Below are 21,327 nucleotides of genomic sequence, written 5' to 3' on the forward strand. Positions count from 1 at the left end.
ACCGCGCCGCCACGATACATAGAAGCCGGGGTTGCAGTTCATCCCAGCATTCGCCGAGCGGGTGTTTTCCAGGCTCGGGGCTTTGGCCTCTTCCCCATTCGCGTTGGATTTGGAACGATGCAGGAGAGGTGAAAGGAGTTGGTCGTGCGAAGGCACACAGCGGTGTATGCACTGGCGGGACTGATTCTTGTCTTGTCAGCGTGCATTGCAACCGACACACGAGCTGATTCATCGATCTCGCCGACTAGTGGCTCCCAACCCCAGCCGACCACAACGCCCGTTACGGAGACTACAAACGAACTGTCGAACATGAGCGTTGCGGAACTGCACGCACATGCGGTTGAGTTCTCAGACACCTACCACCGGTCATGGCCCGACATCGAGTTTGCTCTCGAACGATTCGCCGATGATGTCGTCTTCTACGACCCAGCCGATGGAGATTTCATCATCGAGGGCAGCACCGTGATCGTGCCCATACTCCGCAACTTCGTACGCCACTTCCCGAACGTTGCACCAGTTGTCGAAGAGGTCTTCGTCTCTGCCGACGGGGCTGCCTATCGGTCCGTGTACGGTCACGGCTATTGGCCTCCGTGGTCAACGGAACCATCAGGTCATCGTCCGGTAGTGGATCTCAATGTGTTCCACTTCGAGGGCGACTCGGTCACAGGTTTCGACATCTGGTTTGAGGATGACAGTCTTGAAACGATGGGCTTCGGCTGCTTCGCCAACAACGGCTGCCCCGAACTCGGGGTAATCGTGGAACGTTATGTCACGGCGTGGACATCAGGAGACCCCGACCAGATCGCCGCACTGTACGCCGATAACGCCACATTCGTCGACAACTTGAACGGGATCTCAGCAGTCGGCCCCTCGGAGATCAACGGCACCTCCAGAGCACGGTTCGGCCAGGGCGACTTCATCCTCGAAGTGATTGCGGTATACGCACAGACCAACGGACCGGGCCTGCCGACTGAAGCTGATCTCGACCTCGGTGAATTGATCGCAGTCGGCCTCCACTACCGGGTCTCCTCACCAAATGGGGACTATGCCGCCTCTGACAGCCTGACCACATTCGAGTTCGGTACCCCTCGAACGGACGGTTTCACCCCCCACCCGCAGGATCTCATCACCCGCGAAGAGGTGTTCCACAACCCCGACACGTTCGCCAACATCGCTGGATGACACGCCAAATAGGCGTTCTGCGCTACTCAGCCTTCCCGCCCTCAGGTCACAGCACAGCCCCGTGGGCGAGTGTTCGCCGCTGAACCAACCGCACAACAAGAGATAACCGCGAGTATCACGACGCCAGTTCTTCTCATGGTCTACTCCTCTGTGGTTGGGTTCGCCCACCGGGCGATCCACACGGTTGCCGTGCCTTCATGGGATCCGACGGCGACCAGCCTCTCGCCGAACGCGACGACGTCGTCGATCACGGAATCGGGCAAGCCGTTCACCGTTTCGAAGACTGAATCGGTTGAAGTCTCGTCCCAGGTGGTTCCACCATCAGTCGAGTACCAGGCGGCGGGGCGAGATTTCGGCGTGTCGTCTTCGGACTTGACTGTGTGTATCCAGGCACCGGCTGCCACCAGACCCTGGTCGGTGACGGCGAGTCCTGGGATATACGCTTCGGGGCGGACCAGTCCACCGACATAGGCAGGATCGAGGATGTGCTCGGCCCAGTTGGACCCGCCGCTGGAGGTCCAGAAGGCCGGGCGCGCGTCGAACTTCGACGGGCAGGTAGCGGCGCTGCTGCCTGCGATGACTACATCGCCGTTGCGAGCAATCACGGTACGTGCATACATCGCGACCCATTCATTCCCCATTGTCGGATGGAGAGCGACCCGCGTCCAGTCCGTTCCGTTGGGGGAGATGAAGGCATACGGCTTCACCGTCGATCCGGCCTCTCCACTGACGCAGACTCCGAACCCCTGTCTCCATCCGACGGCGACGAACCCCCAGTCGGCGTAGGCCACGTCTGCCAGCACTCCGACTTCCTCGAGTCCCTCGATCCTGTTCCACTCGATTCCGTCGACCGAGAACCAGATCGCCCCAAAGCCCACCGCTACCAGGCCGGGATCGCCTTCTGCAACGGCGAGCATCATCGTGTCGTCGGGACCGGACGACATCACTCGTTCCCAATCCGTGCCGTTGGTTGAGACCCACACCGCGGCGCCGGATTCCTCCCCGGCTCCCCCGACGGCTACGAACCCTGGCCCTCCGGCAACGAGGTCCTCGATCAATGCACCACCCGGCGCCCCAAACACAGACTCGTCGTGCTGAACTCGATCCCAGCTATAGCCGTCCTCAGAGGTCCAAACGGCGGCGACCCCACCGGAGATCGGAAGGCCGCCGTTGAACTCGCCGCCAGCTGGTCGTACTTCACCGGCCCCGATCAAACCGGGCCCACCGGCTACGACCGTGTGCATCTGGTACTCGCGGGTCTGGTCGTTTGCGCCAAGAGCCTCTTGAGCAGGGACAGTTGCCCAAGAGATCGGCGACGCGGATTCTGCCCCCTCTGGGAACACAGTTGTCTCTGGTGCTGGGGCTCCGCTCTGCACGGTCGGGGGTGTGTCGGACACTTCCGAGATCTCGCTGCTGAGGACCAGGGCCGCCGCGCCCACAATCACCAACACCAGCACCGCTGTGGCGCCAGCTAATCCGGCCGGGCGCCAAGGCGACGTTGGGGCCTTCCTCGTGGAGCGGGTGGTCCGTCGAGAGGGATTGTCCAGCGTAGGAACCTCGACGGTCTCACTGAACCGTCGTACCTCGTTGGCGGCCAGATTCAGCTTGCGATCGACAGTCATTGCGAATCCTCCTCGAATCGTTCTGCCAGGGTCGCCTTCGCCCTCTGTAGATGGGTCTTGACCGTGAACGGAGAGCAGCCAAGGATCTCGCCCACCTCTTGAATCGACCAACCTTCCAGATAGGTCAGAACGATCACCTGCGCCTGCCGTCTCGGAAGACGCCGCACCGTCTCCCACACAGCGGCACCCTCTGCCGAGATCTCCGGCGGTGACACATCCTCCGCTCGCCGCCACAGGCGATGGAGTGACCGTCGCTCAGAGAGCAAACGCCGGAAGAGCGACACCGACCGGTTCGCCAATACCTTCCTGACCCATCCCTCAGGAGAATCGAGTTGGCTCACATCCGCCCAGTTCCGTCGAGCGGCCAGGAACGCATCCTGTGCAAGGTCTTCCGCTGCCCAACGATCCCCACACAGAACGTAGGCCAAACCGACTAGCGGCCGATACTCTGCCTTGTAGAACTCATCGAACGAACCGACAATCGCCCGGTCGTTCATCTCCGCCCTCCCAAGCTCCATTCGAAAGACCTTCCCAATGGCTCACTCGACTAGTTACTCGCTCGGCGCCAGGAATCGAACTACAAGCAAATCACCGAACCAGCACCCAACAGAAGCCAACGCCCTCACATCTACGGGTGACCCTATCGGCATCGGCTGACCCGGTAACCGAGCAGTTCGAACCAGTCACCGCAGATATGGCATTGGGTCCGGTCGCCGTCAACTTGCCTTGTATGTCTCGGCCTCCTTTCCCTAGTTCCCGTTCCCATCGCCCCACCGTCGACCTGTCACATTCCCGTCCGGCGAGTTCGGCCACCACATCAGCAACCTGTTGCTGGGAGATTCCGAGTGCGATGCGGTGCTGGCGTCGCAGAGGCGGCGGGGGTAGCCGCTCCGGGGCGGCAGGGTTGAGGAGTCGGTCCAGAAGCCGTGTCGGATTGGGTGTTCGTGCCATGAGGGCAGTGTCCCAACCGACGCCCTATGCCCGCTAGCACTCATTGGAAAGTGATACGGCTACCTCATATAGGCGCCCAATCGGCGGTGTCCCGACTACTGTCCCAAGTAGCGTCGATCAGGCGATGAAACGCCAACGACTGGCAGCGGAATGGGTGTTCAAGCCTGCGGGCGATGCACCACCACAAACAGAAACCCCCGTATCCACGGGGCAACTGTCGGTGGGCCCGGCAGGACTTGAACCTGCAACCAACGGATTATGAGTCCGCTGCTCTGACCGATTGAGCTACGGGCCCGACGGAGTGGATACTACGACAAGACCGGGGAACGAGCATCGCCTAGGGGCGGCGGAACGTTCCACCCGATCGAGCGACTGCGACATCACATGGAGCCGTGCCCAACACGGCTTCGGCAACCGTGCCGAGCAAAACCATCGAATCCGCCGAGGCGCCGCGCGCTCCGACGACTACCAGGTCGGCACTCCGTCGTCGAACGATCTCCTGAATGGTCTCACCCGGAGGACCATCAATGACGAGGCTTCTCACCCTGCCGGCCCACTGATCAACGAAGTCGTCGAGTGCTTTCTGCGCGTCGATGAGACGCCGCCGCCGACTGGCCACGACGTCACCGTCGTCGATTCCGGCGCCGGTGAGCATTGAGTCGAAACGAACGGGAAGGGAGTAGACCGCCGTCAACTCGGCCTCCGGGGCGAGCTCGAAGGCGAACTCGATCGCCAGGCGGGACTCTTGCGAGAAGTCGACTCCAACGAGGACACGCCGATAGGGCACCCTCGGCTGACGTCGAACCGCAACGACATGCGCCCTCGATTTCCTGGCCACCCGGCGCGTCATCGGGCCGACCGACGACGGATCCAACGAGGAAGTCCCGACGACGACGAGGTCGGCGCTTCTCGCCGCCCGAGCAACGACCCGCGCAGGGGGACCAACCTGAATGCTGATGTCGATGGGGATGTCCGTTCGGTCTTGCAGCCATTCGAAGAGCCGTTCGGTCGATTCCCGTCTCAGCGAATGCATCGCTTTCAGTTCGACTTGATCGAAGAAGACACCGTTGAGCGGAGGGACGGCGTGCAGCAGTGTCAGGCCGGCGTCGTGCTCCTCTGCGATCAGCCGTGCCCGATCCGCCACCCGACGCTGCAAGCCGGACAGATCGACAGCTGCGACGACCCGGCGCAATTTTTCCTCCGCTCGATGTAGGCGCCGACTCTACTGATTCTCCCATGCCCACAGACCTCCTGGTACCTTGGAGCCCCGGAGGGATACATGACAGCCGACAACAACCGGCCGGTGCTGGTGCCGGTGGACTTCTCGGCCCCATCGGCAGAGGCTCTGGTTTGGGCCGGCAACTGGTCCGCCGGCCCCGGCTACCCACTCATCGTCCTACACGTCATCCATGACGTTGCGCCGGGCGCATACGTGAAAACCGACCACGGTCACTTCGATCGCTACGAAGCGGCGGCAACAGAAATGATGGAGCACTTCATAGAGAAGAACGCAACCCGGCAGCCTGCGGTGGCGTCGGCCGAGCGTCTGCTGGTCGAAGGCCTGCCGGTGACCCGCATTCTGGAGATCGCCGAAACCAGGGAAGTCCAGCACATCGTGATGGGGAGCCAGGGCCGCACCGGTCTGTCCCGCCTGATGCTCGGATCCAAAGCAGAACGTATCGTCCAGCTCGCTCCGATACCGGTGACGATCGTCAAGGGACCTCCGGCGGAGCCGGAGAGAGCATCCGAGAAGTGATAGCTTCGCTGCACCATCCGGGCCACACACTGGCGGCCGTTCAGGCTACTTCCGACGACCTGGCGGTCGGAACCTTGCTCATCGGCCTCCTCGGCGGCCTCGCCCTATTCCTGTTCGGCATGGAGCAAATGGCTAGTTCCCTCAAAGCGGTGGCCGGCGAACGCATGAAATCGACTCTCGCCCGCCTTACCGACAACCGGGTAATGGGAGTGCTCACGGGAGCAGGAGTCACCGCGGTCATCCAGTCATCTTCGGTGACGACCGTGCTGATCGTCGGCTTCATCTCGGCCGGGCTGATGTCATTCACGCAGTCCATCGGCGTGATCCTCGGTGCAGACATCGGCACAACGATCACCGCGCAGATCATTGCCTTCAAGGTGACGAAGTATGCCCTGGCACTCGTTGCCGCCGGATTCGCCGCGCTCTTCTTCGCCAAGAAAGAGCGGTACCGCCTTCAAGGCGGGCTCGTAATGGGACTGGGCCTGGTGTTCTTCGGAATGAGCGTCATGGGTGAGGCAATGGAGCCCCTGCGGTCCTACGAACCGTTTCTGGACTTGATGGCGAACATGGAGAACCCGTTGCTGGGCATTCTCGTAGCAGCCCTGTTCACGGCGCTGATCCAGTCGTCCTCGGCGACGATCGGCATCATCATCGTGATGGCCGGCCAAGGTCTGGTGTCATTGCCGGCCGGCATCGCACTTCTCTTGGGAGCGAACATCGGCACAACGATCACCGCCGTCCTCGCCTCGATCGGACGGCCGCGCGAGGCACTCCGGTCGGCAGTTGCCCACGTTCTCTTCAAAGTGGTCGGGGTCATGATCTGGGTGTTCATAATCGATCAACTGGCGTCGCTTTCGAGCTCGATCTCTCCCACTGCCGCCGGCCTGACCGGCCTCGAGAAAGCTGCGGCCGAGACACCCCGACAGATCGCCAACGCCCACACGATCTTCAACGCCATCAACACACTGTTGTTCCTTCCGTTCGCCACCCAGTTCGCCCGCCTCATCGAAAGGTTCGTTCCCGACCGGCCGGTAGAAGAAGAGGCGGTCATTCGCGCCAAGTACCTGACTGCCGACCTGATCGACACACCGACACTCGCTCTCGATCGGGCCCGACTCGAGATCCTCCACATGGGCAATCGGGTAAGGGACATGTACGCAATGAACCTTCCGGCCATGCTCTCCGGATCGAACTCAGATCTGGATGAAGTCGAAGCCGCCGACGACGCAGTCGATGCTCTTCACGGCCAGATAATCCAGTACCTCGGTGTGATCAGCAAGACGACGCTCACGAACCGGGAAACCGATGAACTCCTGCGCCTGATGGAGGCAACCAACGACATCGAGAACATCGGGGACATCATCGAGACCAATCTCGTGCAGCTCGGACGGGAGAGAATCGGCGAACAGATACTCATCAGCGAAGCAACCGTGCAGGTCATAACCGAATACCACGAAACGGTCGGCAGGGCGCTCGACGCCGCACTCCAGGCAGTCGCGCAGCAGTCAATCGAAGCAGGCCACCGAGTGATCGCGATGAAAAAGGAGATCAACCGGCTCAGCGACTCGGCGGCCATTCACCAGGCCAGGCGCCTTGTGGCCGAAGAGCCGAATCGGCTCCCTGCCTACAAGATCGAGATGGACATCCTCGCCAACCTCAAACGGATCTACTACTTCACCAAACGTCTGGCCCGGGTCGTCGTATCAGCGGAGGAATCCCGGGCGGAATAGGAGAGAGACCGCCGAAGCGGCCCCTCATCCTTCCCTTTCGCCCCAAATCCTCTGCTCCCCCGTCGGTCGGCGCACTGGCCGACAACTCCCTTGCTTATTTCACGAACGACCCGGCCGGTAAAGAGGCGAAATACCCATTCGCGGCGAAATGGCACGAACCTGGGCTACACCGACCTCTCAATATCGTCAGAATGGTCCGACGCGAGGAGGGTGCTTTGCCCGGGATGGTCTTGCTCGGAATCATCTTCATCGGTTTTCCCGCGCTCGCCCGCTGGGGTGCCGCTCGCTGGCGCCCACTCGAGTGGTTGAGTCCCATCGTGATGGCCTATCTGATCGGCATCGCGATCGGCAATCTCTTCGAGGTCGACACAGACTTCTCAACGAGCGTCAGCGAGGCAATGGTTCTCCTGGCGATCCCGCTGCTGCTCTTCTCGACCGACGTTCGCAACTGGCTGCGGATTGCCCGCCCGGCGATGATCTCATTTGGATTGGCGGCTGCTTCGGTGATGGCCGTCTCAGGTGTCGCCGCCTACCTCTTGGCCGACGGCCATGCCGAAACGTGGAAGATGGCGGGCATGACCGTAGGCGTCTACACGGGCGGCACCCCGAACATGAGCGCGATCGGGGTGGCGGTCGAAGTGACCGATGAAACGTTTGTGCTGATGAACGGGGCCGACGTGGTCCTGTCCGCCGTATACCTGCTGTTTCTGATGACGGTTGCCCGCCGGGTACTGAGCCGCTTCCTCCCGGCCTTCGATGGTTCGGATGTGAGCGGTCGCGAAGTTGAAGACAGATCCGGCTTCGGCATCCGCGAAGTCTCGATCTCCCTCGGTCTGGCGGTAGTCATCGGAGGCATCGTGGCGGGTCTGGTGGCGGTCGTTTCCGGGGAACTTCCCGTCGCCCCTGTGATTCTCGGGATCACGACACTCGGTTTGGCGGCTTCTTTCGTACCTCGGATCCGGTCACTGCCCGGAACCTACGAGACCGGGGAGTACCTGCTCCTCGTATTTGCCGTGGCGATCGGGACGCTGGCGGATGTGCGCGAACTCGCAGGGTCGTTCTCGGATGTCTTCGTGTTCGTCGCCATCGTCCTCGTCGCTTCGATCTTGTTGCACTATCTGCTGGCCCGCTTGTTCCGCATCGACACAGATACGGTGCTCATAACCTCGACGGCCGCCGTATTCGGCCCGGCCTTCGTCGGCCCGGTCGCCGCCGCTATCGGAAATCGGGCCGTGATCGTGTCCGGCCTGGCTGCGGGCGTGATGGGGTACGCGATAGGCAACTACGCAGGCCTCGCCGTGGCATACCTCCTCCAACCCTGAGGTTTTCTCAGCAATACTGGTGCGCGAGGACAACCTCAGTATTGCTGAGAAAGTGAGTGGGGTTTTCTCAGCAATACTGGTGCGCGAGGACAACCTCAGTATTGCTGAGAAAATGAGTGGATCAGGTCGAGTACAGGCCGTCCAGCATCTGCAACACCACCTCGTCCACCATCGTGGGATCCGGGAGCGTCGTCATCATCCCGTACAAAGCGGCCTGCCCCTTCTGCGACGCAGCCGGATTGCCACGCACATGATCGACGGCCGCTTCCAGGTCGGCCAGAAACTGATCCGCCACTTCGCCGTGTGCCGGCGACGTCACCATCACATGCAGCGAAGCCGGGGCCACTTGCCGGTCCATGTGCCAGCCCATGCTCTCCAGCGAATCCCCGACCGCGTAGATGTCCACGTCGTCCGAGTCAGATTCGAAAGCGAATACGCTGGCCGGCGGGTTGCCGAGCACCCGCAACCCGTCGATCGCGACGACACCGTCGATCAACCGCCGGGCGGCCGTCATTATCTCCTCCGCGATGGCCAGGTAGCCGTCCTCCCCCATCGAACGCAACGCCGCCCAGGCGGCGGCAATGGCCCCGCCCGGCCTCGTCCCTGCCATCGACGGCGAGGCATAGATCCCACCCGGCCAACCCGTCGTCACGTGGAACTGATAACGGCGGAGCGCGGCGGTCCGGTAGAGCACAGTCGATGCCCCCTTGGCCGCATACCCGTATTTGTGCACGTCTGCCGACATCGACGTCACACCCGGCACCCGGAAGTCAAAAGGTGGGATCGGATACCCGAGACGTTCGACCCACGGAAGCAGGAAGCCACCCAGGCATCCGTCCACATGCATTCCGATACCGGTCTCCGCCGCCAGAGCACCGAGATCCTCGATTGGATCGATCATGCCGTGCGGATAGTTGGGTGCCGACCCGACCAGGAGCACCGTCTCAGGTGTGATGGCGTCTCGCATGGCGGCCACGTCGGCTCGCAGATCGTCTGCCACCTCGATCCAGACCGGCTCGACGCCGAAGTAGTGGCCTGCCTTCCCGAAGGCAGCATGCGCGGTGCGGGGCAGAATCATGTTCGGTTTATCAATACCGAGAACCGCTCGGCCCCAGTCCCGGTAGGTCTTCACGGCCATCAGGAGGCTCTCGGTACCACCCGACGTCATGGTTCCCGCAACGGCCGGATCCCCGTTGAGCAAGGTGGCGGTCATACTCACAACCTCGGCCTCGAGCCTGCGCAGCGAGGGAAAGGCGATCGGATTCAGTCCGTTCTCCGAGAAGAGCATGCCGTAGGCGTCTTTGAGGAGCTGCGTGTGCTCTTCCGAGGCGTGATAGACGAGACTCCAGGTGTGCCCAGACTTCCAGTCGGCGTCCTCGACCTGCAAAGCCCGAATGTCTTCGAGAACCTGCTCGCTGCCGATGCCGTGCTCGGGTATCCGCATTTCACTCCTTCCGCGGGCGCGACGTTAGCCGACGGCCGAGAACCGAACGCCGCACGCATCCGGGCTTTCGCGCCCGGCCGGAGGCAACCGGTCCGCGGCCGGTGAAACGGAGATGACCCGCCGCGGGCCCGGTGCAGTCACCGATCGGACGTCCGCTCTCTCACGGTTTGTGTCATGGGTTCGGATCATTCGAGGCCTTGGTGACCGGGCCGGCGGCCCGAATCTCCTCCAGCTGGGAAGCATCCCGCAGCAGAGCACGCAGGATGAACGATGCCAGCTGATCTGCAATCACATCTGCGTCGGGAACCGGCCGGCCGGCGGTGTCGGCAATATCGCCCCGAAGAATCCAGACGACGGCCTTTTCAGCCAGGTCGGCATCCACGCTGACGAACTCCCCGGAGTCGATGGCCTGCTCGATCATCGAACGGCGCGCAGCGACCAGGGCATCGCGATTGGTCATCTTGTCTGCAAAGATCGGATCATCGACGATCAGTTCGACCGCGGTCAGGTCGTAGGCACAACGACAGATGAAGGCGATGTCCCACACGAGGTAGCGGTAGAGGCGCAGCGCCGCCGAACCCGTGCCGGCCGCCTGGCGGGCGGCAACGATGGAAGACTCACCATGGTCGATATCGATGAGCTCGGCCATGATGTCACGCTTGGACGGGAAGTGATGGAACAGGGAGGGCTGACGAATCTCGACGGCCTCGGCGATCTCACGGGTCGAGGTACCGTGGTAGCCCTTCCTGGCGAAGAGCCTCGAGGCCTCGCGCAATATCCGTTCGCGGGTCGGCACGTCTTCTTCGTGTGGTTCCGGTGCGGTCATCGTCACCCCTATCAATCGATAGGGTACCTTCGTCGGCCCACCAAAGCCAACACACCGGGCTCTATGAGCTGATACCGGCCGCTCGTTCGGCGAGTCCGTTGAGGATCTCCAGCACGATTCGATTGGCCAGCAGCGCCGTGATCGCTCCGGGCCCGTCGTAGGGTGGGGATACTTCGACTATGTCCGCTCCCAGGACATTCAGCTCGCGCGACATTCGACGAACCGTATCCAAGATCTGGCGCGAGGTGAGGCCCCCGGGCTCCGGGGTACCGGTACCGGGCGCCATTCCGGGATCGACGACGTCTATGTCGATCGAGAGAAACACGCCGGTAGCGTCGGCACCTGCGTAAGCGACCGCCTCTTCAACTACCGGACCGAGTCCCCGCTCCTCGATCTGGGACATCATGTAGCCGCGCATACCCTGGTCCTTCATCCAGGCAACGGTCTCCGGGCCGGGCCAGTATCCGCGCAACCCGATCTGGACAAACCGGTTCCCCGGCACGGCTCCCGACTCAACGAGTCTTCTCATCGGAGTGCCGTGCCCGTAGAGCGCTCCGTATCCGGTGGTTTCCCCGGTGTCGGCGTGGGCATCGAAGTGCACGAGGGCAACTTCACCGAACCCGTGCACACGGGCGACACCGGTGGCGTTGGCGTAGGTGATCGTGTGGTCACCCCCGAGCACGATGGGAATAGAACCGGCCGCGCTGATCTGTCCAACCGTGTCTGCAATGCGCTCCAGATCGCCTTCGATGTCACCGGGGTGCAGTTCGATGTCCCCGATATCCACGACACCTTCGAGAGCATTCAGACCGGTCGGCAAGTGCGGCCGGTAGGCGTCGGCTCCGAAGTAGTCGCTCTCACGAATGGCCTTGGGCCCGAACCGCGTCCCGGCACGGTAGGACGTTCCCCAATCGAACGGCGCCCCGACGATGACGGCCCGCGCTCCTCGAAGGTCGCCGAGCCTCGTAGCCGGAACGCCGGCAAACGAAGACGTCGCCGCGAATGCGTGAGTTCGTGCCGATTCGAAAGGTGTGCCTGCGTTCATCTCTTGACCTCCAACCTGTGCGGCCGAACGATACCCGCACGGCGGCACCGTCACCGGCCGTCGAATCCGCCAGCCGGAAACTGCCTTCGAAGCTCGGGCCGGGGCGAACCGACCGTTGCGCTAACCTCTTTGACGACAGAACCGGATCTGGTTTTAGCTTCCACGGGAGGAAGAGATGAAGGCACGCCACAGGTTTGTCCGATCGACGGTAATGCTGCTGGTTTTCATGCTCCTCGCTGCTGCATGCGGCGACAGCGAACCAACGGAACTCAACGCCCTCGTCTGGTGCGACCACACCGACCCGGCTCTGCTTCAGCCGTTTGAGGAGGCGAACAACGTCACGGTCAACGTGAAAGACTACGACGGGACGGGTGTCGCACTCGGGCTCATCGAGCAGTCACAGCCGGGCGACTGGGATGTCTTCGTTGTCGACTCCGTTGACGTTCCCCGCGTGGTAGAAGCCGGGCTTCTCGCCGAACTGGATCCGGACGACTACCCGTGGGACGACTTCTTTGCCGATGTCGATCTTCCGGGTACTCACTACCAGAATGACAAGCTCTACGCCATCCCCGAGAAGTTCGGCTACAACACGATCGCCTTCAACGGCGACAACGTTTCGGTCGACGCCATGCGCGATGTCGAATCGTTGTGGGACGCCGAGTACTCGGGGCGGATTGCGGTCTACGACTACTACATCCCGGTCATGGAACAGGTGGCGATAAGCCTGGGCATCACGCCGGCCGATCTGACGGCTGCCGACCTACCCGCCATCGAGCAGCGCCTGATGGATCTCAAACCGCACGTTGCCCTGATCGGGGACGTGGTCACCACGCAGACCGCCCTCGCCACGGGCGAGGTCGACATCATCCTCGGCGGCGGTGAGTTCGTCACCGGTGTGCTCAATGCCGAGAATCCGGCATTCGACTGGATACTCCCCAACCAGGGAGGGATCCGCTGGCAGCAAGCCATCGGCGTATTCGCCGACTCGGAAAAGCAAGACATGGCCACCAAGTTCGTGCAGTACATCGTGAGCCCGGAAGGCCAGGCGCGCCTGGCCACGTCATCGTGCTACTGGGCGATGCCGGCCAACTCCAAAGCCGACCTCACCGATGCGGAGAAGGAGATCCTCCGCTGGGACGAGCAGGATGGGTTTGTAGGGAACTCGCATCCGTACTTCATTCCGGACGCTGCTCTCGACGCGGCGATGCTCGACGTCTGGACCAGGTTCCTGCAGGGTTGACGCTGAACAAGACATCCACAAAGGGCTGGATCCTCACGGGTCCAGCCCTTCTCTGGACGAGCATCTTCTTCCTTGCCCCGATGGGGATGGTGATCGCCTACAGCTTCTTTCGCCGGGTCGGTGGCTCCATCGACACCACGCCGAGCATGGAGAACTATCAGCGCATCTTCGAAGAACCAGTGTTCCTCGACGCACTGGTCAACTCCCTGGAAGTTGTGTTGATCACCGTCGTCGTCAGCATCCTCGTCGCCTATCCCTTTGCCTACATCCTGGCCTATCGGGTCCCCCCAAAATGGCAGCGGCCCCTGTTGCTGCTGGCCGTGCTGCCGTTCTGGACGTCCTATGTGGTTCGCTCCTACAGCTGGCTGCTGGTTCTGGCCAAGAACGGCGTCGTGAACGGAATGATGCAAACAACCGGACTCATATCCGAACCCGTTTCACTCGCCAACACCAGGCTGGCAACGGTCATCGGATTCGTGCACTTCTTCACCATGCTCGTTTCCCTCACCATCTATGCGAGCCTGACACAGATACCGGACTCATACCGCAAAGCCGCCCGAGATCTCGGTGCCTCCGGTCCGATGACGTTCCTGCGGGTGACACTGCCGCTGAGCATGCCCGGAGTCGTCGTCGGCGCCTTCCTGACATTCGTTCTCGCCATCGGAGACTTCATCACTCCTCAGATACTCGGCGGAGGTCAGGAACTCCTCCTTCCTCAGGCGATCATGCTGCAGGTCCAGCGGCGCGGTGACTTCCCGCTGGCCGCTGCGCTCAGCGTGATCCTTCTCGTCATCGTGATCGCGGTCTACGGAGCGTCGGCCAAGCGCCTGACCCTGGAAGGCAAATGAAGCAACTCGGCAGCGTCCTTCGATTCTCATATGTGGTGGCGATCTTCGGATTCATACTGCTGCCGGTGCTCTCGCTCGTCTTGTTCTCATTTCAGGACGGAGCGGTGGCGCTGCCGCCGCTGCGCGGATTGTCCTTCCGCTGGTACGAGGCCCTATTCGCAGACGGGCGGATGATGGCGGCCCTCCGCAACTCCGTCGTCGTCGGCCTGGTGTCCGCGGCGATCTGTACGGTCCTCGGCTTCTTTGCAGCCTATGGATTCGCCAGGTACCGGCCGAAGTGGGCACAAATCCTGCGCGCCTACTTGATCGCCCCTCTCGGCGTCTCCTATCTCGTGATAGGACTCGGTCTGTCGCTCACCTTCAGCGAACTGAGCATCGGAAGATCACTGGTGACCGCCACGATCGGGCACATCGTGATCAATCTCCCGCTCGCCTTCGCCATAATCTTGAGTCAGATGAGCGAGCAGCAGGAGAGCTACGAGCGGGCTGCTCGCGATCTCGGGGCGAGAGAGCCACAGGTTCTCGGTCTGATCACGGTGCCGATGCTGGCACCGGGACTTCTCGCGGCTTTCCTCTTGTCGTTCACGCTCTCCTGGGACGAGTTCGTCATCGCTCTGCTGCTCACCAGGTTCGACGTGACCCTCCCGGTCGAGATCTGGTCGGCATTGAGAACCGGATTGAATCCGAAAACGAATGCTGCCGGAACCATCGTGTTCGGATTGTCGATCGGCATGCTGATCGTCACGTATGCCTTCATCAGACGGAGACTGGAGAGACAGCGATGATCCGCGGCGCCAAGCTCACCATCGAAGGTATAACGAAACGCTACGGCGAGACGGCTGCACTGGATGATGTCCACCTGGAAGTCGCTCCGGGCTCCTACGTCGTGATCCTCGGACCGTCCGGCAGCGGCAAGACGACACTGCTGAGCATCCTCGGCGGCTTCACCCCGCCAACTGAAGGCCGCATCCTCGTCGATGAGATCGACGTCACCCACTTGTCCCCGGTGAAGAGACCAACGACGACCGTATTTCAGGATTACGCGTTGTTTCCCCACATGACCGTTGCCAAGAACGTCGGGTTCGGACTGGCAATGCACGGCATCAAAGGCGAGGAGAGATCCGATCGCGTGACCCGGGCGCTCGATCTCGTCGGTCTTCCCGGCACGGGCGATCGCCACATCGCCTCGCTGTCCGGCGGACAGCGACAGCGGGTGGCGCTCGCCCGTGCCGTAGTGATCGAACCGCGTGTGCTGCTCCTCGATGAGCCGCTCGGTGCTCTCGATCTCAAGCTGCGGCGCCAGATGCAAGATGAACTGAGTGAAATCCAGAGAAGCCTCGGCACCACGTTCGTGCACGTCACCCACGATCAGGAGGAGGCGATGAGCCTGGCCGACAACATCGTGGTGCTGCGCGATGGGCGTATCGAAGATCAAGGTCCACCCGACCGCCTGTACCTTCGCCCCACCACACGTTTCTCGGCGACCTTCATGGGGGACAGCAATCTGGTCCAGGGAACCGCCGGCCGGTCGATCGGAGACCGGGTGTCGGTTGAGACATCGTTCGGCGTGTTCGTCGTCGGCGGCCAAGCACAGGCTGGCGCTCGTGTGGCACTGGCCGTTCGGCCCGAGCACCTCCGAACCGACGATGAGGGGGACTTGGTGCTGGGAGAGGGCCGAGTCCTGGGTCGCCACTTCATCGGGGCCCACCAGAGATGCAGGGTCGAAATCGGCGATCAGGAGCTGGTAATCAATGCTCCTGCCAAGCCTCCTCTGGAGGAGGGCCAGATCGTCCGTGTCTCGGTCGACGCGGACGATGTCGTGCTGCTCCAGGACGGAGGCTCAGAAGCTCTCTAGGTCGGGCAGATCGAGGGGGATAGGGTCCATTCCCAACCGGACGGTGTGATCGGCGACGTCACCCAGCGTTGCAACCCACACATCGGGCAGGGATCTCAGACGTTCGAGTAGTTCCCGCAAAGCCGCTGCGCGGGCGGGTCGGCCGCTCAAGAAGGGATGCATGACGGGAACGGCACAGCCGCCGTACTCCCGGTACGCGACGATCTCCTGCCACCACGTTTCCATCACATCGGCGGGACGTTCGATCACCCCTTGTCCTGACGGCGGATCGGGCATATACGCATACCGCTCCCAGTCGTCGAGGGCCCACGACTGGGGGATCTCGACGATCGGACCGTGTGCCGTTGTCACGGTGTACGGAGTGTCCCGATCGAACAGACTGGCGTCGTAGACGAAGCCGTACTCGGACAGAAGACCCAGGGTATGGCGCGAGGCCTCCCACCACGGAGCCCGAAAACCTGCCGGGCGGACGCCGTGTTTCGCCAGCGCTTCAAGTCCGCGTTCGAGTTCCGCGCGCTCCTCTTCCACGCTCAAATGGGCGGGAGGACGGTGGAGGTATCCATGGTGGCCAACCTCGTGCCCGGCTTCGAGCACGGCCGCAACGGCACCCGGATATCGGTCGGCAGTGAAGCCGGGAATGAAGAAGGTCGCGCGGTACCCGGCTTCCAGGAGAATCTCCAGCAAGCGCGGAAGACCGGTGATCGGACCGTACGCCTGGTGTGTCATCACCGAGGGACGCTCTGCGTATGCCCGGTCCACTGCGAGGATCACCGATTCGGCATCGAGGTCGAAGGACAGCGCCACCGCCGAACGGTAGTTGTCCGGCCAGGCGTACTGGGCCGATTGTTCGCTCATCAGACTCTCCTCACCAGGTGCGGTCATAGCTGCGGAATGTCGCGTGGAAACCATGCGCCGTCATCGCGACGTCCCAGATCTTCGGCGAAACGCCGGCCGTCCCAGACGGCGGCTGCGATGCTGCCGGGGCTGAGCGCATCGCCGACCGTGCGGACGGACAGCAGCCCCGCGTCGTCCCAAGTCTCCTGCCGGTCTCGCAAGTCCAGATACAGCGCTTCGTTCGGCAGCCGGCTCGTGACCAACACGGCCGAGTCGCACTCGACCGTCCGCTCGGCCTTCGTATAAGCATTGGTCACGGCGACCCCGTCGGACAGCGTCCCGGCCACGGTGTGCGAAAGGATGAGCTCCACTCCGAGGTCGAGCAGGCGGGCCTGGATCCGACGCTGCTCCATGGTCTTGTGCGTCCAGGTCGACACCTCCGGAGCCGGGGTGACCAGGCCGACCGCGAAGCCGTCCTTGACCAGCAACTCGGCAAGCGCCCCGCCCATGTAGTAGTGATCGTCATCGAACACGATGACGCGCTCGCCGCGGGGGCGGGTGCCGTTCATCAGGTCGTCCGGTGTCAGGATCTCGAGAGAACCGGTCAGATCGATCGGCCGCGCGTGCGAGCGCCCGACGCCGTCGCGGCGCCATGTCGCTCCGGTGGCGATCGCCACGTGGTGGAACCCGTAGGACAGTATCTCTTCTCCCTCCATGGCGCTCTCCAGGAAGAACTCGACGTTGCTCAGCTTCTCGACCTGCGTCCGCCGGTAATCGAGAACCCGGATCCACTCCGCCAGGCCGGGAAGTCGCGCTTCCTTGGCGACCCGACCTCCCAACCGTCGCGAAGCTTCGGTCAGTACGACCTCGTACCCTCGCCGGGCGGCCGACATCGCCGCCTCGAGGCCGGCCGGTCCCCCGCCCACTACCAGCACCTTCTCGTCCCCGCCCCTGGGGCGCATCACCTCCGGATGCCAGCCGCGGCGCCACTCCTCCCCCATCGACGGATTCTGCGTGCAGCGGATCGGCGACATGGTGAAGTCGCTGGCCACGCAGATGTTGCATCCGATGCACTCGCGAATGTCCTCCATCCTGCCTTCCTCGATCTTCACCGGGAGGAACGGGTCGGCGATCGAAGGCCGCGCCGCGCCGATGAAGTCGAGAACTCCCTGCCTGACCATGCGCACCATGGTGTCCGGCGAGGTGAACCGACCGACGCCGACCACCGGCTTCGAGGTCAGCTGTTTGAGACCTCGCATCAAGTCTTCTCTGTCGTTCTCGGGAGCGAACCTCGACGTAACCGAATCGTCCGGCCAGGCACCCACCATGAAGTCCCACACATCGGGATGCTCCCCGACCATCTCCATGACCCCGACCATGTCGTCCCGCGTGAACCCGTCCGAGCCGATGAGCTCGTCGACGACGATCCGGCAGGCAACCGCCGTCCGGCCGTCCACAGCCTCCAGGGTGTCCTCGAGCACCTCGCGGAGCAGACGAGCCCGGTTCTCCAACGAACCTCCGTACTCGTCGGTTCGATTGTTGTAGCGGGGGGAGAGGAAGTGCTGCAGGGTCGACAAATTGTGACCGGCGTACACGTAGACGATGTCGTACCCCGCCCGGACCGACCTTAAGGCAGCTTCCCTATGCCAGCGCCGGAGGTCGGCGATATCGCCTTTGTCCATCCGCCTGGCCTGGATCGGATAGAGATCGCCGGAGGTCGGCCTGTGCGACGGACCCATGGGAGGTATACGCGTATACATGTTGTTCACCGACATCCCGTTATGGACGAGTTCGATGGCGGCCAGTGAGCCGTGGACATGGATCGCGTCGGTGACCAGTGCGTGGGCAGGCAGATCGCGGTCATCCCAGATCCGACCCTCGATATAGGGGGCCGTCTCCGACGAGTGGTGAATCTCGGCCTCCTCGGTGGACACCACCGCCCAACCCCCCTCCGCTTTGATGCCCCGCATTGCCGCCAGCCCGGACGGGTCACGGTATCCCATCCCATTGCACTGGGGCACCTGATAGAAACGGTTGCGGGCCGTGACGGGTCCGATCCGCACCGGCTCGAACAGGATGTCGTAGCGAGGGTCACGGGCCGTTGTCATCACACCACCTTGGTCTGGAAACGTGCCCAACGCAACGTGCCCGACACCACGCCGCCGGGCACCACCATTGGACCGTACGCCACTTCGCCGGCACTCACGGGCCGAATACCGCCTGCGGGCAGTCCCGTCAGCAGCTCGCCAGCGCCTCGGCCGGCTCCACGTACTCGTACCCGAGCTCGCGGGCTACATGCTCCTCAGTCACGCGACCCTTGCAGACGTTCAAGCCGCCCAGGAGGTGCTCGTCGTCGAGCATCGCTTGCTTGGGGCCCTTGTCGGCCAGGGCCAGGACGAACGGAAGCGTTGCGTTGTTCAACGCGTAGGTCGAGGTGCGCGGCACCGCGCCGGGCATATTGGCGACGCAGTAATGCACAACGCCGTCGACGATGTAGGTCGGATCCTCGTGAGTGGTGGGACGGGAAGTCTCGAAGCAACCACCCTGGTCGATTGCAACATCCACCAGAACGGAACCCGGCCGCATGGCCGCGACCATCTCCGCCGTGACCAGGCGCGGGGCACGATCGCCTTTGACGAGCACGGCTCCGATGACGAGGTCGGCATCGAGCACCAGTTCTTCAACGGATGAGGCGGTCGAGTAGACCGTCTCGAGCAATGTACCGAATCGGCGGGCCAGCCTATCGAGCACCGCAATATCGCGATCGAGCACGGTCACGAAGGCGCCGAGTCCGACGGCCATCTCGATGGCGTGCTCCCCCACGACACCACCGCCGATCACAACGACCTTCGCCGAATGTACACCCGGGACACCTCCGAGCAGCAACCCGGCACCGCCGCTGGGGGCCTCCAGGCAATGGGCTCCGGCCTGTATCGACATGCGACCTGCGACCTGCGACATGGGGGCGAGCAGCGGCAGACCACCTTTGCGATCGGTCACCGTCTCATAGGCGATGCAGGTGGCACCGCTGTCGACCAGATCCCTCGTCTGCTCGGGGTCGGGAGCAAGGTGAAGGTAGGTGAACAGCACCTGATCGTCGCTGAGTTGAGCCCGCTCGACCGCCTGAGGCTCCTTGACCTTGACGATCAAGTCCGCCTGGTCCCACACCTCCGCCGCAGTCCCGGCAACTCGCGCTCCGGCGGCGACGTACATCTCGTCCGACGCCCCGATGCCGTCCCCTGCCGTAGCCTCGACCAGTACTTCGTGGCCGTGGGCGACCAGTTCTCTCACACTGGCCGGCGTCAAACCCACGCGTCGTTCCGCCTTCTTGATCTCCTTCGGCGCCCCAACAAGCATGTTTCCAATCCTCCGTTGCAGTTCGAATGGTTCCCGTCGTCTACAAACCGGTCAAAACGTCGCGCAACGACGCAACGATCTCGTCGATCTGCTCGTCGGAAATGACGAGCGGTGGGCACATAGTCAGATGGCTCGGCGGAATCGGTCGGAGTATCACACCTCTGCTCAGCAGCGAATCGCGGGCTGCAACGACGTTCACACCGTCGTTGAGGGAGATACCCCATACGGCACCCTCACCGCGCACGTCGACCAGCAGTCCCTCATCGCGCAGCGTTCGCAAACCTGCGCCGAGGCGCTCCCCGATGGCCGTCGCCCTTGCCAGCAATCCCTCGCGCTCCTGAATCTCGATGCATTTGAGTGCGACTGCGCAAGCTGCAGGATGACCGGAGTAGGTGTATCCGGTGCGGAGTATGAAACCTTCATTGGCTTCGAGGGCCGCCAGAACGGACGGACCCACGATGACTCCGGAGAGCGGTACGTATCCGGAGGTCACTGCCTTGGCGAACGTGATCAAGTCCGGCGTGATTCCGTAGAACTGACTGCCAAACCACTCTCCCGTCCGCCCGAATCCGGTGATGACCTCATCGAAGATCAGGAAGGCGCCGTAGGTATCGCACAAATCACGAAGGTGGGAGAGGTACCCCTCCGGCGGTGGCCACACCCCGCCGGCTCCCTGGATCGGCTCGGTGATAATCGCCGCGATCTCGTCACCGTGCTCGGCAAAGATCTTCTTCATTGCCTCATCATCGTCGGCGACGACATTGATGATGCCGGGCACGAGCGGTCCGAAACCTTCACGGTTCGGTGCAATACCCTGCACCGAAGTGCCCCCGTAGTTCGTACCGTGGTAGCCGCGCTCCCGGCTGACGATGATCTGTTTCTCGGGATGGCCCAGTTCGCGCTGGGCGATTCGGGCGATCTTCATCGCGGTGTCGACCGCCTCGGAACCCGAGGAGCCGAAGAAGACCCTGGAATGATCGAAAGGCGAGAGTTCGGCGATCTTGGCTGCCGCCGCCTCTGCCTGGGGGTTCGTGAACGGGTCGAAAGTGTGATAGGCGCCGAGGCTCCTGGTCTGCTCGGCAATGACGTCGGCGATCTCTTCCCTGCCGTAGCCGACGTTGGCATACCACAGTGAACCCATACCGTCGATGTACTCGTTTCCCTCGGAATCGAACACAACTGCGCCTCTGCCCCCGGTGATCGAGACGAACTTGTCTTTGCGGGGCGGTGTGAATGGGTGCAAGAAGGAACTCGGCACAGTGGCAGCCTTTCTGATTGCGAAACCTATCGATCGATAGGTAGTCTATCGCGTGCA

18 protein-coding genes and 1 tRNA gene are annotated in these 21,327 nt (G+C 62.6%); 8 read left to right on the forward strand and 11 right to left on the reverse strand.

Features of this window, described 5'->3' with window-relative positions:
• Window positions 1-309: 309 nt before the first annotated feature.
• Entirely contained in the window at window positions 310-1,182 is an 873-nt protein-coding gene (locus VLT15_01385; GenBank protein ID HSR43867.1) for a nuclear transport factor 2 family protein, read from the forward strand.
• Between the two features lie 140 nt (window positions 1,183-1,322).
• On the opposite strand, the gene VLT15_01390 is transcribed toward VLT15_01385, so the two are convergent.
• The 4 genes from VLT15_01390 to VLT15_01405 all read right to left on the reverse strand — a co-directional run bounded on the left by VLT15_01390 (window position 1,323) and on the right by VLT15_01405 (window position 4,947).
• Window positions 1,323-2,804, reverse strand: coding sequence for a hypothetical protein (locus VLT15_01390; GenBank protein HSR43868.1), 1,482 nt, complete (start codon window positions 2,802-2,804; stop codon window positions 1,323-1,325).
• Window positions 2,801-3,322, reverse strand: coding sequence for a SigE family RNA polymerase sigma factor (locus VLT15_01395; GenBank protein ID HSR43869.1), 522 nt, complete (start codon window positions 3,320-3,322; stop codon window positions 2,801-2,803). The genes VLT15_01390 and VLT15_01395 overlap by 4 nt, the downstream gene beginning before the upstream one ends.
• 654 nt (window positions 3,323-3,976) lie before the next feature.
• Window positions 3,977-4,050: transfer RNA gene (locus tag VLT15_01400), tRNA-Ile, on the reverse strand.
• Window positions 4,051-4,092: 42 nt separating this feature from the next.
• Window positions 4,093-4,947 (reverse strand): universal stress protein, encoded by an 855-nt coding sequence (locus VLT15_01405; GenBank protein ID HSR43870.1) that lies wholly within the window; start codon window positions 4,945-4,947, stop codon window positions 4,093-4,095.
• A gap of 87 nt (window positions 4,948-5,034) precedes the next feature.
• Between VLT15_01405 and VLT15_01410 the strand changes: the two genes are divergently transcribed.
• The 3 genes from VLT15_01410 (at window position 5,035) to VLT15_01420 (ending at window position 8,563) form a co-directional block, all read left to right on the forward strand.
• Window positions 5,035-5,511, forward strand: coding sequence for a universal stress protein (locus VLT15_01410; GenBank protein ID HSR43871.1), 477 nt, complete (start codon window positions 5,035-5,037; stop codon window positions 5,509-5,511).
• Window positions 5,508-7,241: a Na/Pi cotransporter family protein gene (locus VLT15_01415; GenBank protein HSR43872.1), complete on the forward strand. Its 1,734-nt coding sequence runs from the start codon at window positions 5,508-5,510 to the stop codon at window positions 7,239-7,241. The genes VLT15_01410 and VLT15_01415 overlap by 4 nt, the downstream gene beginning before the upstream one ends.
• Before the next feature lie 191 nt (window positions 7,242-7,432).
• Complete coding sequence (locus VLT15_01420; GenBank protein HSR43873.1) at window positions 7,433-8,563, forward strand: DUF819 family protein; 1,131 nt, start codon at window positions 7,433-7,435, stop codon at window positions 8,561-8,563.
• Between the two features lie 121 nt (window positions 8,564-8,684).
• On the opposite strand, the gene VLT15_01425 is transcribed toward VLT15_01420, so the two are convergent.
• The 3 genes from VLT15_01425 to speB all read right to left on the reverse strand — a co-directional run bounded on the left by VLT15_01425 (window position 8,685) and on the right by speB (window position 11,878).
• Window positions 8,685-10,007: an aminotransferase class V-fold PLP-dependent enzyme gene (locus tag VLT15_01425; GenBank protein HSR43874.1), complete on the reverse strand. Its 1,323-nt coding sequence runs from the start codon at window positions 10,005-10,007 to the stop codon at window positions 8,685-8,687.
• Between the two features lie 172 nt (window positions 10,008-10,179).
• A complete protein-coding gene (locus VLT15_01430) occupies window positions 10,180-10,833 on the reverse strand; it encodes a TetR/AcrR family transcriptional regulator (GenBank protein ID HSR43875.1) in 654 nt (217 codons plus the stop codon).
• A gap of 61 nt (window positions 10,834-10,894) precedes the next feature.
• Window positions 10,895-11,878, reverse strand: coding sequence for an agmatinase (speB, locus tag VLT15_01435; protein HSR43876.1), 984 nt, complete (start codon window positions 11,876-11,878; stop codon window positions 10,895-10,897).
• A gap of 175 nt (window positions 11,879-12,053) precedes the next feature.
• Here speB and VLT15_01440 point away from each other — a divergent pair, with 175 nt between their 5' ends.
• The 4 genes from VLT15_01440 (at window position 12,054) to VLT15_01455 (ending at window position 15,821) form a co-directional block, all read left to right on the forward strand.
• A complete protein-coding gene (locus VLT15_01440) occupies window positions 12,054-13,118 on the forward strand; it encodes an extracellular solute-binding protein (GenBank protein ID HSR43877.1) in 1,065 nt (354 codons plus the stop codon).
• Between the two features lie 86 nt (window positions 13,119-13,204).
• A complete protein-coding gene (locus VLT15_01445; GenBank protein HSR43878.1) occupies window positions 13,205-13,966 on the forward strand; it encodes an ABC transporter permease in 762 nt (253 codons plus the stop codon).
• On the forward strand, window positions 13,963-14,751 hold the full coding sequence (locus VLT15_01450) for an ABC transporter permease (GenBank protein ID HSR43879.1): 789 nt from the start codon (window positions 13,963-13,965) through the stop codon (window positions 14,749-14,751). The genes VLT15_01445 and VLT15_01450 overlap by 4 nt, the downstream gene beginning before the upstream one ends.
• Window positions 14,748-15,821, forward strand: coding sequence for an ABC transporter ATP-binding protein (locus VLT15_01455; protein HSR43880.1), 1,074 nt, complete (start codon window positions 14,748-14,750; stop codon window positions 15,819-15,821). The genes VLT15_01450 and VLT15_01455 overlap by 4 nt, the downstream gene beginning before the upstream one ends.
• On the opposite strand, the gene VLT15_01460 is transcribed toward VLT15_01455, so the two are convergent.
• The 4 genes from VLT15_01460 to VLT15_01475 all read right to left on the reverse strand — a co-directional run bounded on the left by VLT15_01460 (window position 15,807) and on the right by VLT15_01475 (window position 21,270).
• A complete protein-coding gene (locus VLT15_01460) occupies window positions 15,807-16,676 on the reverse strand; it encodes a polysaccharide deacetylase (GenBank protein HSR43881.1) in 870 nt (289 codons plus the stop codon). The genes VLT15_01455 and VLT15_01460 overlap by 15 nt on opposite strands.
• A gap of 23 nt (window positions 16,677-16,699) precedes the next feature.
• Window positions 16,700-18,763, reverse strand: a complete 2,064-nt coding sequence (locus VLT15_01465) for an FAD-dependent oxidoreductase (protein HSR43882.1) — start codon at window positions 18,761-18,763, stop codon at window positions 16,700-16,702.
• A gap of 127 nt (window positions 18,764-18,890) precedes the next feature.
• A complete protein-coding gene (gene ald / locus VLT15_01470; protein ID HSR43883.1) occupies window positions 18,891-20,012 on the reverse strand; it encodes an alanine dehydrogenase in 1,122 nt (373 codons plus the stop codon).
• Window positions 20,013-20,052: 40 nt separating this feature from the next.
• Window positions 20,053-21,270, reverse strand: coding sequence for an aminotransferase class III-fold pyridoxal phosphate-dependent enzyme (locus tag VLT15_01475; protein HSR43884.1), 1,218 nt, complete (start codon window positions 21,268-21,270; stop codon window positions 20,053-20,055).
• Window positions 21,271-21,327 lie beyond the last annotated feature (57 nt).

The organism is Acidimicrobiia bacterium (genome assembly GCA_035471805.1).
GTDB lineage: Bacteria > Actinomycetota > Acidimicrobiia > Spongiisociales > JAHEDJ01 > JAHEDJ01.